Origin of the sequence: Pseudomonas xanthosomatis, assembly GCF_019139835.1 — a bacterium.
Classification (GTDB): domain Bacteria; phylum Pseudomonadota; class Gammaproteobacteria; order Pseudomonadales; family Pseudomonadaceae; genus Aquipseudomonas; species Aquipseudomonas fakonensis.
This window is the reverse complement of the sequence record NZ_CP077075.1, coordinates 4,845,145-4,857,669: the sequence shown is the minus strand read 5'-3', so window position 1 is coordinate 4,857,669 and position 12,525 is coordinate 4,845,145. Positions and strand designations below refer to the sequence as shown.

Annotated in this window: 12 protein-coding genes; 2 read left to right on the top strand and 10 right to left on the bottom strand. The window is 62.9% G+C overall.

Features of this window, described 5'->3' with window-relative positions:
* Window positions 1–110: 110 nt before the first annotated feature.
* Window positions 111–893 carry a hydroxypyruvate isomerase gene (gene hyi / locus KSS93_RS21385; RefSeq protein WP_217885874.1) on the bottom strand — a complete coding sequence of 261 codons (783 nt, stop codon included), beginning with the start codon at window positions 891–893 and terminating at the stop codon, window positions 111–113.
* A 66-nt stretch (window positions 894–959) separates the two neighbouring features.
* Complete coding sequence (gene gcl / locus KSS93_RS21380; RefSeq protein WP_217885873.1) at window positions 960–2,735, bottom strand: glyoxylate carboligase; 1,776 nt, start codon at window positions 2,733–2,735, stop codon at window positions 960–962.
* A 256-nt stretch (window positions 2,736–2,991) separates the two neighbouring features.
* On the opposite strand from gcl, the gene KSS93_RS21375 reads away from it, so the two are divergent.
* Window positions 2,992–3,432, top strand: a complete 441-nt coding sequence (locus tag KSS93_RS21375; RefSeq protein WP_217885872.1) for a GlcG/HbpS family heme-binding protein — start codon at window positions 2,992–2,994, stop codon at window positions 3,430–3,432.
* Between the two features lie 124 nt (window positions 3,433–3,556).
* Here the strand turns inward: KSS93_RS21375 and KSS93_RS21370 are convergent, their stop codons facing one another.
* The gene (locus tag KSS93_RS21370) at window positions 3,557–4,168 is read right to left on the bottom strand and encodes a TetR/AcrR family transcriptional regulator (RefSeq protein ID WP_217839591.1); all 612 of its coding nucleotides are present in this window, start codon (window positions 4,166–4,168) and stop codon (window positions 3,557–3,559) included.
* A 132-nt stretch (window positions 4,169–4,300) separates the two neighbouring features.
* On the opposite strand from KSS93_RS21370, the gene KSS93_RS21365 reads away from it, so the two are divergent.
* Window positions 4,301–5,215: a DUF808 domain-containing protein gene (locus tag KSS93_RS21365; protein ID WP_217885871.1), complete on the top strand. Its 915-nt coding sequence runs from the start codon at window positions 4,301–4,303 to the stop codon at window positions 5,213–5,215.
* 138 nt (window positions 5,216–5,353) lie between these two features.
* Here the strand turns inward: KSS93_RS21365 and KSS93_RS21360 are convergent, their stop codons facing one another.
* From KSS93_RS21360 to puuE, 7 genes are all read right to left on the bottom strand, one after another.
* Complete coding sequence (locus KSS93_RS21360; RefSeq protein ID WP_217839589.1) at window positions 5,354–6,136, bottom strand: outer membrane protein OmpK; 783 nt, start codon at window positions 6,134–6,136, stop codon at window positions 5,354–5,356.
* A 351-nt stretch (window positions 6,137–6,487) separates the two neighbouring features.
* The gene (locus KSS93_RS21355; RefSeq protein ID WP_217885870.1) at window positions 6,488–7,273 is read right to left on the bottom strand and encodes an outer membrane protein OmpK; all 786 of its coding nucleotides are present in this window, start codon (window positions 7,271–7,273) and stop codon (window positions 6,488–6,490) included.
* A 118-nt stretch (window positions 7,274–7,391) separates the two neighbouring features.
* Window positions 7,392–8,747 (bottom strand): nucleobase:cation symporter-2 family protein, encoded by a 1,356-nt coding sequence (locus tag KSS93_RS21350; protein WP_217885869.1) that lies wholly within the window; start codon window positions 8,745–8,747, stop codon window positions 7,392–7,394.
* A 200-nt stretch (window positions 8,748–8,947) separates the two neighbouring features.
* Window positions 8,948–10,276 (bottom strand): urate hydroxylase PuuD, encoded by a 1,329-nt coding sequence (locus KSS93_RS21345; protein WP_217885868.1) that lies wholly within the window; start codon window positions 10,274–10,276, stop codon window positions 8,948–8,950.
* 55 nt (window positions 10,277–10,331) lie between these two features.
* Window positions 10,332–10,835: an ureidoglycolate lyase gene (locus KSS93_RS21340; protein ID WP_011532943.1), complete on the bottom strand. Its 504-nt coding sequence runs from the start codon at window positions 10,833–10,835 to the stop codon at window positions 10,332–10,334.
* 109 nt (window positions 10,836–10,944) lie between these two features.
* Entirely contained in the window at window positions 10,945–11,460 is a 516-nt protein-coding gene (gene uraD / locus KSS93_RS21335) for a 2-oxo-4-hydroxy-4-carboxy-5-ureidoimidazoline decarboxylase (protein ID WP_217839585.1), read from the bottom strand.
* On the bottom strand, window positions 11,460–12,386 hold the full coding sequence (gene puuE, locus KSS93_RS21330; RefSeq protein WP_217885867.1) for an allantoinase PuuE: 927 nt from the start codon (window positions 12,384–12,386) through the stop codon (window positions 11,460–11,462). The genes uraD and puuE overlap by 1 nt, the downstream gene beginning before the upstream one ends.
* Between the last annotated feature and the right edge of the window lie 139 nt (window positions 12,387–12,525).

Genomic DNA, 12,525 nt, shown 5'->3' with positions numbered 1-12,525 from the left:
CCGCCCCCTGTGGGAGCGGGCTTGCCCGCGAAACAGACAACTCGGTGGATGGCACCGGCTTCGCCGGTGTTCGCGGGTAAGCCCGCTCCCACAGGGTTTCGAGTTGTTCCTTAGATAGCGTTATGGCTCTTGAGCCAGCCCAGGCCCGCCTCGGTGGTGGTCTTGGGCTTGTATTCCGCGCCCACCCAGCCCTGGTAGCCGATGCGGTCCAGGTGCTCGAACAGGAAGCGGTAGTTGATCTCGCCGGTGCCCGGCTCGTTGCGGCCCGGGTTGTCGGCCAGTTGCACGTGGTTGATCAGCTTGAGGTTGGTTTCCAGGGTGCGCGCCAGGTCACCTTCCATGATTTGCATGTGGTAGATGTCGTACTGCAGGAACAGGTTGTCGCTGCCCACCTCGGCCTGGATTTCCAGGGCCTGTTTGGTGGTGTTCAGGTAGAAGCCCGGGATGTCGCGGGTGTTGATCATTTCCATGACCAGGCGAATACCGGCAGCTTTGAGCTTGTCGGCGGCGTAGCGCAGGTTTTCCACGAAGGTCTTGCGCACCTCGGCGCACTGCAGGCCTTGCGGGCGAATGCCGGCCAAGGCGTTGACCTGGGTGTTGCCCAGCACCTTGGCGTACTCGATGGCCTTGTCGACACCGGCGCGGAATTCTTCGACGCGGTCGGGGTGGCAGGTGATGCCGCGTTCACCTTTGGCCCAGTCGCCGGCCGGCAGGTTGAACAGCACCTGGGTCAGGCCGTGGGCGTCCAGCTGCTGCTTGATTTCGGCGGCACTGAAGTCGTACGGGAAGAGGTATTCGACACCGCTGAAGCCGGCGTCGGCGGCAGCCTTGAAGCGGGCCAGGAAGTCCTGTTCGGTGAACAGCATGGACAGGTTGGCAGCGAAGCGAGGCATGGTTGTCTCCTTGCGTTGAAGGCCCCCGGCGCCCGGTTATCGGGGCCGCGCGGGGGCGTCAGGCGATCAGTCCAGCAGCGAGATGGCGGTCGGCGCGTCGTTGCCGACCAGGGCGAGGTCTTCGAACTCGTTGACCGCGTTGATCTCGGTGCCCATGGAAATGTTGGTGACGCGCTCGAGGATCACTTCGACCACCACCGGTACGCGGAACTCTTCGGCCATCTTCTGTGCCTTGAGCAGGGCAGGGGCGATCTGGCCCGGCTCGAACACGCGGATGGCCTTGCAGCCCAGGCCCTCGACCACGGCGACGTGGTCGACACCGTAGGTGGCGGCGTCGGTGGCGTTGATGTTCTCGAACGCCAGTTGTACACAGTAATCCATGTCGAAGCCACGCTGGGCCTGGCGGATCAGGCCGAGGTAGGCGTTGTTCACCAGCACGTGCACGTACGGCAGGTTGAACTGTGCGCCCACTGCCAGTTCTTCGATCATGAACTGGAAGTCGTAGTCACCGGACAGCGCGACCACCTTGCGTTTCGGGTCGGCCTTGACCACGCCGAGGGCGGCAGGGATGGTCCAGCCCAGCGGGCCGGCCTGGCCGCAGTTGATCCAGTGGCGCGGCTTGTACACGTGCAGGAACTGCGCGCCGGCGATCTGCGACAGGCCAATGGTGCTGACGTAGGTGGTGTCCTTGCCGAACACCTCGTTCATTTCCTGGTACACGCGCTGCGGCTTGACCGGCACGTTGTCGAAGTTGGTCTTGCGCTGCAGGGTCGCCTTGCGCTCCTGGCAGTCTTTGAGCCAGGCGGCGCGGCACTTAAGCTTGCCAGCGGCTTTCCACTCGCGGGCCACTTCGAGGAACACGTCCAGCGCCTTGCCGGCATCCGAGACGATACCCAGGTCAGGGGTGAACACGCGGCCGATCTGGGTCGGTTCGATATCGACGTGCACGAACTTGCGGCCTTCGGTGTAGACGTCGACGGAACCGGTGTGGCGGTTGGCCCAACGGTTACCGATACCCAGCACCAGGTCGGACTTGAGCATGGTGGCGTTGCCGTAGCGGTGCGAGGTCTGCAGGCCGACCATGCCGACCATCAGCTCGTGGTCGTCCGGGATGGTGCCCCAGCCCATCAGGGTGGGTACCACCGGCACGCCGGTCAGTTCGGCGAACTCGACCAGTTTTTCGCTGGCGTCGGCGTTGATGATGCCACCACCTGCAACCAGCAGGGGGCGCTCGGCTTCGTTAAGCATGGCCAGGGCCTTTTCCGCTTGCTTGCGGGTGGCGGCTGGCTTGTTGACCGGCAGCGGCTCGTAGGCATCGATGTCGAATTCGATTTCGGCCATCTGCACGTCGAACGGCAGGTCGATCAGCACAGGGCCCGGGCGGCCGGTGCGCATTTCATAGAAGGCCTTCTGGAAGGCGTAGGGCACCTGGCCGGGTTCCAGCACGGTGGTGGCCCACTTGGTCACCGGCTTGACGATGCTGGTGATGTCGACGGCCTGGAAGTCTTCCTTGTGCAGGCGGGCACGCGGGGCCTGGCCGGTGATGCACAGGATCGGGATGGAGTCGGCCGAGGCGCTGTACAGGCCTGTGACCATGTCGGTGCCGGCAGGGCCGGAGGTGCCGATGCACACACCGATGTTGCCCGGGTTGGCACGGGTGTAGCCCTCGGCCATGTGCGAGGCACCTTCGACGTGGCGAGCGAGGACGTGATCGATGCCACCGACTTTTTTCAGGGCCGAGTACAGCGGGTTGATGGCGGCTCCTGGAATGCCGAACGCGGTATCTACACCTTCACGGCGCATGACCAGAACGGCTGCATCGATTGCTCTCATTTTGCTCATGGTTTGTGCCTCATCGATTTTGTAATTGTATACAACTTGCGTTGCGGCAAAGTGTATTCATGCTTTGCCCGTCAGGTCAACGCATTTTCGTCGGTGAGGTCTGGGTGGCCATTGGGGCCGTCAAAAGCGGCATTTGGTCGCAGTGAGCAAGGTTGAATCAAAAAATTGTATACAACATGTGTCTTTGTTGTGTTCTATCTTGTCTATCGGTTTTCAACTGCCCTCGGGCTTCTCACAACAAGAAGAGGACCTTTGCATGACTGCCTTGAACCTGAAAACTGCCGTTGCCGTGGTCAACGCCGCACTGGCCGCAGGCCGCAAGATCGATGCCGCGCCGCTGACCGTGGCGGTGCTGGATGCCGGCGGCCACCTGCTGGCGCTGCAACGCGAGGACGGCGCCAGCCTGCTGCGCCCGGAAGTGGCGATCGGCAAGGCCTGGGGCGCGGTTGCCCTGGGCAAGGGCTCGCGCCTGCTGGCGCTGGACTCGCAGCAACGCCCGGCGTTCTTCGCGGCTTTGAACGGGTTGGGTGAACGGCCGGTGGTACCGGCGCCGGGTGGAGTGCTGATTCGCGATCAGGCTGGCAAGGTGCTGGGTGCGGTGGGGATCAGCGGCGATACGTCGGATATCGACGAGCAGTGCGCGATCAGTGCGATCGAGGAAGCCGGGCTGACGGCGGATGCCGGGGTGGCGGCTTAAGCCTTTCGAAACATGGGGCCGCTTTGCGGCCCATCGCGGCACAAGGCCGCTCCTACAGGTGTTTGCGACCCCCTGTGAGCGGCCTTGTGCCGCGATGGGCTGCGAAGCAGCCCCATTGGCCCTGTCAGGCTGCCTCGGGCTCGCAGCCTTTCAACACCAGGCGGATGATGGTCTCGGCCGCTGCCTCGTAATCACTGTCGGCCAGCTTGGCCTTGCCGGTGATCACCGAGATCTGCCAGTCGAAGTCGGCATAGGTTTGCGTGGCCGCCCAGATGCTGAACATCAGGTGGTGGGCATCGACATTGGCGATCTGCCCGCGGTCGATCCAGCGCTGGATGCATTCGATGTTGTGCCGGGCCTGCTCGTTGAGCTGCTCCACCTGGCTGGGCGAGAGGTGCGGCGCACCGTGCATGATCTCGCTGGCGAACACTTTCGAGGCATGCGGCAAGTCGCGGGAGATGCGCACTTTGGAGCGAATGTAGGCGCTCAGCACTTCTTTGGGGTCGCCGTCGGCGTTGAACGGCGTCGAAGCCTGCATGATCGGCGCGATGATGCTCTCGAGCACCTCGCGGTACAGGTTGTCCTTGGATTTGAAGTAGTAATAGACGTTCGGCTTGGGCAGCCCGGCCTTGGCCGCGATGTCGCTGGTCTTGGTGGCGGCGAAGCCCTTGTCGGCGAATTCTTCACTGGCCGCGCGCAGGATCAGCTCCTTGTTGCGCTCGCGAATGGTGCTCATTGTCAGGGGTCTTCCTCGTGTCTGGCCCCCTGCAAACGGGGTTTGGCATGGTAGCACCCGCCCGGACGGGCGCTCAAGGCAGCGTCTTTGGGCTAGAATCCGGCCATTCGAACCCACTGGAAACATTTTGACATGGCAGGCAGCAGCTTACTGGTACTGATCGACGATATCGCCACCGTGCTCGACGACGTCTCGCTGATGACCAAGGTCGCGGCAAAGAAGACCGCCGGCGTATTGGGCGATGACCTGGCGCTGAATGCGCAGCAGGTCACCGGCGTGCGTGCCGAGCGGGAAATCCCGGTGGTGTGGGCGGTGGCCAAGGGCTCGCTGGTGAACAAGGCGATTCTGGTGCCGGCGGCGCTGCTGATCAGTGCGTTCATCCCCTGGGCGGTGACCCCGCTGCTGATGCTCGGCGGCGCCTATCTGTGCTTCGAGGGCTTCGAAAAGCTGGCGCACAAGTTCCTGCACAGCAAGGAAGAAGACGACGCCCAGCACCAGGTGCGCAAGGAGGCGGTGGCCGATGCCAGCGTCGACCTGGTGGCGTTCGAGAAGGGCAAGATCAAGGGCGCGGTGCGCACCGACTTCATCCTGTCGGCCGAGATCATCGCCATCACCCTGGGCACCGTGGCGGATGCGCCGCTGAGCCAGCAGATCATCGTGCTGTCGGGCATTGCCGTGGTCATGACCCTGGGGGTTTACGGGCTGGTGGCGGGTATCGTCAAGCTCGATGACCTGGGGCTGTGGATGACGCAGAAGGCCTCCAGCCTGAGCCGCAGCATCGGCAACGGTATTTTGCGGGCGGCGCCGTACATGATGAAGGGGCTGTCGGTGGTGGGTACCGCGGCAATGTTTTTGGTCGGTGGCGGCATTCTGGTGCACGGCATCGCGCCGCTGCATCACGCCATCGAGGCGTTTGCCGACGGGCGTGGCGGTGCTTTGACCGGGGCGCTGCTCAATGGCGTGGCGGGGGTGATTGCCGGGGCTGTGGTGCTGGCCGTGGTGAGTGTGATGGGCAAGCTGTGGCAGGCTTTGCGCCCGGCCAAATGATGAGGGGGCCCTTGTAAGAGCCGGCTTGCCGGCGATAGGGCCCTTGAAACCTGCATGAATGCTGGATGGTTTTATGCAGGCCCGGCCCCATCGCCGGCAAGCCGGCTCCTACAGGGGGCCGGCGCTTGGCTTCAGCGATCAGAAATGCACTTTCACCAGGAAGCTCATGGTGTTCTGGTCGGTGGTGAAGCCGTCGGAATCCTTGATGCCGTACTTGTTCTTCCAGTAGTCGTATTCCACACCCACGTACAGTTGCTTCTCGCCCAGGTGCAGGGCCTTGCCCAGGTCGTACTTGATCTGCGGGTTGAAGTGCAGGTTGGCCTGGTAGGTGCCGCGCCGGTTCTCGTCGTTGTCCACCACCCAGTCCATGAAGCCGTCGATCAGGATGTCGGACGAACCCACAGGCAGGGTGTAGGACCACACCGGGGTGATCTGCCAGACGTTGTCGCCCGGGCGGCTGCCGTCGGTGGTGCGCTGGTAGAAGTTCAGCTGGAAGTAGTCAAAGCCTGGGATGGCCAGGTCGAAGCCCGGGCCGATCAGGTAGGCCTCGGTGTCACCCTCGCCGAACTCGTAGGTCATGGCCAGCAATACGTCCTTCACCGGGCCGAATTCCAGCTTCTGGTCGAAGATCTTGCCGAACGACAGGCGCGGGCTGATTTCGCCGTAGTAGGTGTTCGGGCCGTTACCTTCGTCCTTCTTGCCCTGGTAGAAGATCTTGTCGACGAAGATGAAGTTGTCGCCGTACTTCCAGGCGTCGGCGTGTTCGAAGGTGACGGTCTGCTGCACGGCCGGGTTGACCTTGAAGCCTTTGCCCCACAGGTAGGTCAGGCTGTTGTTCTGCCACTGCAGCAGGTCGTCGGCTTGGCTGGCGCCGCAGGCCAGCAGGCCGCCGGCGAGGATCAGGCTGTTGATGGTACGCATTGCGTGTGTCGCTCCCTTGATTTGGATCTGTTGTCAGCGCTCGGGCGCTGTTCTTGTCTTTTGGGTCAGCTTTTTTCGATTGGCCACAGCTGTTTGGCAAGCGCTGTGCCAACATTTCCGGGTTGGGCGCAGCGGTCCTGCTCGACGGCTTTCTGAACGGATGAAAATGGGTGTTTCAGGCTGGCAACACGTTGGCCAACCGCCCGAATTCATTGACTGAGCGGTCAGCAAACGCGGGCAGGTTCCATCCTGCCCCGATCGAGGGGGCGCGCAGATTACTCACTTGCGCGCCGGGCCTCAAGTGCTCCGTCCTGGAGCATGTGAATCAAAGTTGTGCGTTTGGTCAGTTTTTCAGAAGTGTACTTTGATCAGTGCGCTGGCGACACTCTGGTTGCTCTGCAGGTTGCCGCGGCTGTCGATGCCGTACTTGTCCTTCCAGTAGCTGTACTCAAAGCCCACGTACAACTGCTTGGCGCCCAGGTTCAGGGCCTTGCCCAGGTCGTATTTGACCTGCGGGTTGAAGTGCAGGTTGGCGTGGTAGGTGCCGCGGCTGTTCTGGTCATTGTCGGGCACCCAGTCCATGTAGCCGTCGATCAGGATGTCCGACTTGCCCACCGGGATGGTGTACGACCAGCCGGGGGTGATCTGCCAGACGTTGTCGCCGGGGCGCGCGCCTTCGGTGTTGCGCACATAGAAGTTCAGGGTGAAGTAGTTGAAGCCGGGGATGTCCAGGTCGAAGCCGGGGCCGATCAGGTAGGCCTCGTTGTCGCCTTCGCCGCGCTCGTAGGTCATGGCCAGCAGGACGTCTTTCACCGGGCCGAAGGCCAGCTTCTTGTCGAGGATCTTGCCGAACGACAGGCGCGGGCTGAATTCGCCGTAGTAGGTGGTGACGCCTTTGCCCGGGTCGGGCTTGCCGTTGTAGAAGATCTTGTCGATGAACAGGAACGTATCGCCGTACTTCCATTTGTTGGCGTGTTCGAAGGTGATGGTCTGCTGGATGTCGGGGTTGACCTTGAAGTCCTTGCCGTACAGGTAGGTCAGGCTTTCGCCGTGCCACTGCAGCCATTCGCCGGCGTGCGAGGGGAGGGTGGCGAGCAGGCTGCTGCCCAGGACGATGGACGTGGTGATGCGCTTCATGTCGTGTTCCCTGCTTATTGTTTTTATTTGCGTGTGGCCTTTTCGCAGGGCAAGCCCGCTCCCACGCGTGAGCGTGTATCCAACGTGGGAGCGGGCTTGCCCCGCGATAAAGGGGACTTCAGTGCTGGTGACAGGCGTCGTTATGCGCTGCGCGCTCGGCGCCGCCGAGGATGTTGAACAACAGGTTCAGCACCAGGGCGCTGAGGGTGGCCATGGCGATACCACTGTGGGTGATGGGCTCCATCCACTGCGGCATCTGCGCGAAGAACTCCGGGCGTACCACCGGGATCAGGCCAAAGCCCACGCTCACCGCCACCAGCAACTGGTTGCGGCGGTCGCTGATGTCGGCCTCCTGGAGGATCTTGATGCCGGTGGCGGTGACCATGCCGAACATGGCAATGGATGCGCCGCCCAGTACCGCAGGCGGGATCGAGGCGATCAGGTAGGCCGCCTTGGGCAGCAGACTGAGCAGGATCAGCAGCCCGCCGGCCATCACCGTGACGTAACGGCAGCGCACCCCGGTCATCTGCACCAGGCCGATGTTCTGGGCGAACGAGGAGTGGGTGAAGGTGTTGAAAAAGCCTGCGATGAACGACGCGCCGGCGTCGCACAGAAGGCCACGGCGCAGCATCCCGGGGGTGACTTCGCGATCGGTGACCTTGCCCAGGGCCAGGAACATGCCGGTGGACTCGACGAAGATGATCACCACCACCAGGCACATCGACAGGATCGGCGCCAGGCTGAAGGTCGGCATGCCAAAGTGCAGCGGTGTGACCACCTGCAGCCAAGGCGCAGCGCCAAGGCCCGACAGGTCGACCATGCCGATGGAGCCGGCCAGCACGTAGCCCAGGCCCATGCCCACCAGCACCGACACGTTGACCCAGAAGCCACGCATGAAGCGGTTGATCAGCAGGATGACGGCCAGCACCAGGCCTGCAACCATCAGGTAGATCGGCGAGCCGAAGGTTTCGGCTTCATGGCCGCCACCGGCCCAGTTGACTGCTACCGGGAACAGCGACAGGCCAATGGCGGTGATGACCGTACCGGTCACCAGCGGCGGGAAGAAGCGTACGACCTTGGACATGAACGGCGCGATCAGCATGCCGAAGAAGCCGGCGGCGATGGTCGCGCCGAAGATCCCCTGCAGGCCGACGCCGGGCATGCCGGCCATGGCCACCATGCTGCCGACTGCGGCGAAGCTGGCGCCCATCATGACCGGCATGCGAATGCCGACCGGGCCGATACCGAAGGACTGGATGATGGTGGCAACGCCTGCGACCAGCAGGTCGGCGTTGATCAGGAAGGCGACTTCCTCGCGGGACAGGCCCGCAGCCTGGCCGATGATCAGCGGCACGGCGATGGCGCCGCCGTACATCAGCAGAACGTGTTGCAGGCCTACCAGGATCAGCTGGAACAGGGGCAGGGGCTGTCGTGGTGGCGCAACAGGGATGTACGCCTTGGGTGACTCGGACATGCAGCACCTCGAGTTTTGTTTTTATTCTCGGACCCAAGCGGGCGGCTTCACCTGGCAGGCTCCGGCGAAGGAGGCTGTGGTTCCCGGGTGAAGACGTACGCTCGATGCTTGCTTGTTGCTTGAAGCTTGAAAGTGAGGCCGGACGTGCCGGCCTCATCGCAGACAAGCCTGCTCCTACAGGTGAGCAGGTTGCCTGGGAGTCAGTTGACCTGGGCGCCTTTGGCGATCCAGTCACCTACCAGCTTGCGTTCCTCGACGGTCATCTGGGTGATGTTGCCCAGCGGCATGATCTGGCTGGCAACCGCTTGCGCCTGAATGCGCGCGGCCTGGGCCTGGATCTGCTGCGGGGTGTCGAACATCACGCCGGCAGGGGCTGCACTGAACAGCGGGCTGGTCGGCTTGGCCGAGTGGCACACGGTGCAGCGCTCCTGGATGACGTTGTGGATCTTGTCGAAGCCACCGGCTGGCGGCTGGGCGCTGGCCTGGGCTGGCTGCTCTGCCGGGGCGGCAGGGGCGGCAGCGGCCTTGGCGGCTTCTTCTTCACGCAGTTGGGCGGCGGTCTTGCCTCCGACTGCAGTGGCCGGCAGCGGCTGGTACTCGACTTTGGCAGCGGCCTGCTCAGGGGCGGTCGGCAGCGGCTTGGGGCCGGTGACGTAGGCCAGGCAGATCATCGCCAGGGCGCCGACCGGCAGGGTCCAGGCGTACTTGTTGCTGTCGTGGCGGGTGTTGAAGTAGTGGCGGATCAGTACCGCAGCGACTGCAATGCCGGCCAGGATCAGCCAGTTGTACTGGCTGCCGTAGGTGCTCGGGAAGTGGTTGCTGATCATGATGAACAGCACCGGCAGGGTGAAGTAGTTGTTGTGACGCGAGCGCAGCAGGCCCTTGGCCGGCAGTACCGGGTCGGGGGTCTGGTTGTTCTCGATCGCCGCCACCAGCTGGCGCTGGGCCGGCATGATGATGCGGAACACGTTACCGACCATGATGGTGCCGATGATCGCACCGGTGTGCAGGTAGGCGCCGCGGCCGCTGAACACCAGGCTGAAGCCGAAGCAGGCAGCGATGATCAGCACGAACAGTACGCCACCGAGCAGCGCCGGTTGCTTGCCCAGGGGCGAGTCGCAGAGGAAGTCGTAGATGAACCAGCCGGCGACCAGCGAACCGATACCGATGGCCACGCCTTCGGCACCGCTCAGGGTGCTGCCGGGTGCCAGCAGGTACAGGGTCGGGTTCCAGTAGAACACCACGCACAGCAGGGCGATCCCGGACATCCAGGTGAAGTAGGCTTCCCATTTGAACCAGTGCAGGTTCTCGGGCATTTTCGGCGGTGCGAGCTTGTATTTTTCCAGGTGGTAGATACCACCACCGTGGATGGCCCAAAGGTCACCCGACAACCCATCGCGCGGGTTGCTGCGGTTCAGGTGGTTCTCCAGCCAGACGAAGTAGAACGATGCACCGATCCAGGCGACACCGGTGATCATGTGAACCCAGCGAATGCTCAGGTTCAGCCATTCGTGAAGGTGTGCTTCCACAGTATGTACCTCTCGCCGGTCACCTTTCAGGCGAGCCTGAATGACCGACCTTTTCTTATTGGTGGGGATTGAGGATCAACATCTGTTCCTCGGGGAAGTAATGCTCATCGCAGTTGTTGCCAGAACCACTGCGATCAACCACCAGGAAGTCATCCCGCTTTTCGATCGTCAGCACCGGGTGGTGCCAAACGCCGCGATGGTAATTAACGCCCTGCCTGCCATTACTGCGGAAGGCACGGACCAAGCCTGATACAGGTGCATCGCCAACTGGCGCGACCACGATCAGAAAGGGGTTGCCGAGCAGCGGGATGAAAGCCTGGCTGCCCAGCGGATGGCGTTCCAGCATGCGTACGGTCAGCGGCATTTCCAGCGCGTCGGCGCGGAAGATGCTGATGATCGCCTTGTCTTCAGGCTCGGCGGTTTCGACCGTGGCGAGCTTGTGAAAGCGCATGGTCGAGCCGTTGTTGATCATGAAGTGGTCGCTGCCGTCGGTTTCGATCACGTCACCGAAAGGGGCGAAGGCTTCTTTGGTCAGGGGCTCGATCATCAGGGTGCGCATGCGGTTATCTCTTCTATGTTCGTTGTTATCAAAATAGGGTGGACCGGCTTGCCGGCCAGGCCCTGGGTGCGGACGCGTCACGCACTCGGGCCACGGCGGCGCTCAGTCCTCAAAGCTGCAGCAGGCGGAACAGGGCAATCAGGTTGATCTGCGCCAGGGCTTCCTTGAACTCGGCATCGGTATCGTTGTGGATGCGTTTTTCGAAGGAGGCGAGGATCTGGTGCCGGTTGCTGCCCTTGACCGCCATGATGAACGGGAACTTGAACTTGGCCTTGTAGGCGTCGTTCAGTTCGGTGAAGCGGGCGAACTCCTCGGCGGTGCACTGGTGGATACCGGCGCCGGCCTGCTCGTTGGTGCTCGATTCGGTCAGCTCGCCCTGCACGGCGGCCTTGCCGGCGAGGTCCGGGTGAGCGTTGATCAGTGCCAGCTGGTCTGCGTGGTTGGCGCTGAGCAGGATGTCGCTCATGCGCTGGTGCAGCGCCTCGATCTCGTCCAGCTCACCCAGCTGGCCCAGGTCGTAGGCTTTTTCGGCGACCCACGGCGAGTGCTCGTAGATGTCGGCGAAGGCCTCGACGAAGGCGGCGCGGCTCAGGGTGGAGGGCTTGAGGGTGGTGAAGGCGGTCATCAGGCGTTCTCTTTCTTGTACGGGTGGGTGGCGTGCCAGTGGCGGGCGATATCCGCGCGACGGGCGAACCAGACCTGGTCGTGGCTTTTGGCGTAGTCGACGAAGCGCTTGAGCGCGGCCAGGCGTGCCGGGCGGCCGACCAGGCGGCAGTGCAGGCCGATGGAGAGCATCTTCGGCGCTTCGGCGCCTTCTTCGTAGAGCACGTCGAAGGCGTCTTTCAAATACTGGAAGAACTGCTCGCCGCAGTTGAAGCCCTGCACCTGGGTGAAGCGCATGTCGTTGGTGTCCAGGGTGTAGGGGATCACCAGGTGCGGCTTGCCGGTGGGGTTGTTCGGCTCCCAGTAGGGCAGGTCGTCGTCGTAGGTGTCGCTGTCGTAGAGGAAACCACCTTCCTCCATCACCAGGCGGCGGGTGTTCGGGCCGGTGCGGCCGGTGTACCAGCCCACCGGGCGCTCGCCGGTGAGTTCGGTGAGGATGCGGATGGCCTCGAGCATGTGCTCGCGCTCCTGGGCCTCGTCCATGTTCTGGTAGTCGATCCAGCGGTAGCCGTGGCTGCAGATCTCGTGGCCGGCTTCGGCCATGGCGCGGATTACGTCGGGGTGGCGCTGGGCGGCCATGGCCACGGCGAAGATGGTCAACGGCACGCCGCTGTCCTTGAACAGCTTGAGCAGGCGCCAGACGCCTGCGCGGCTGCCGTATTCGTAGAGCGATTCCATGCTCATGTTGCGCGCGCCCTGCAGCGGCTGGGCGGCGACCATTTCAGAGAGGAAGGCTTCGGACTCTTTATCGCCATGCAGAATGTTGCGCTCGCCACCTTCTTCGTAGTTGAGCACGAAGGACAGCGCAATGCGGGCATTCCCCGGCCATTGCGGATGAGGTGGGTTGTTGCCGTAACCGATCAGGTCGCGAGGGTAGTCAGCGCTCACTGCAGTCTTCCTTCTTGTACGTTAGTGCGGGTGGTGGGCGGGCCGCGTCGGGATGTCGCACCACCGGATGGGGTGATTGTATACAACTTCTGAAATCATTTGTAAGCCTGTTTTTCAGCATTTCTTCCCGTCGGTCAGG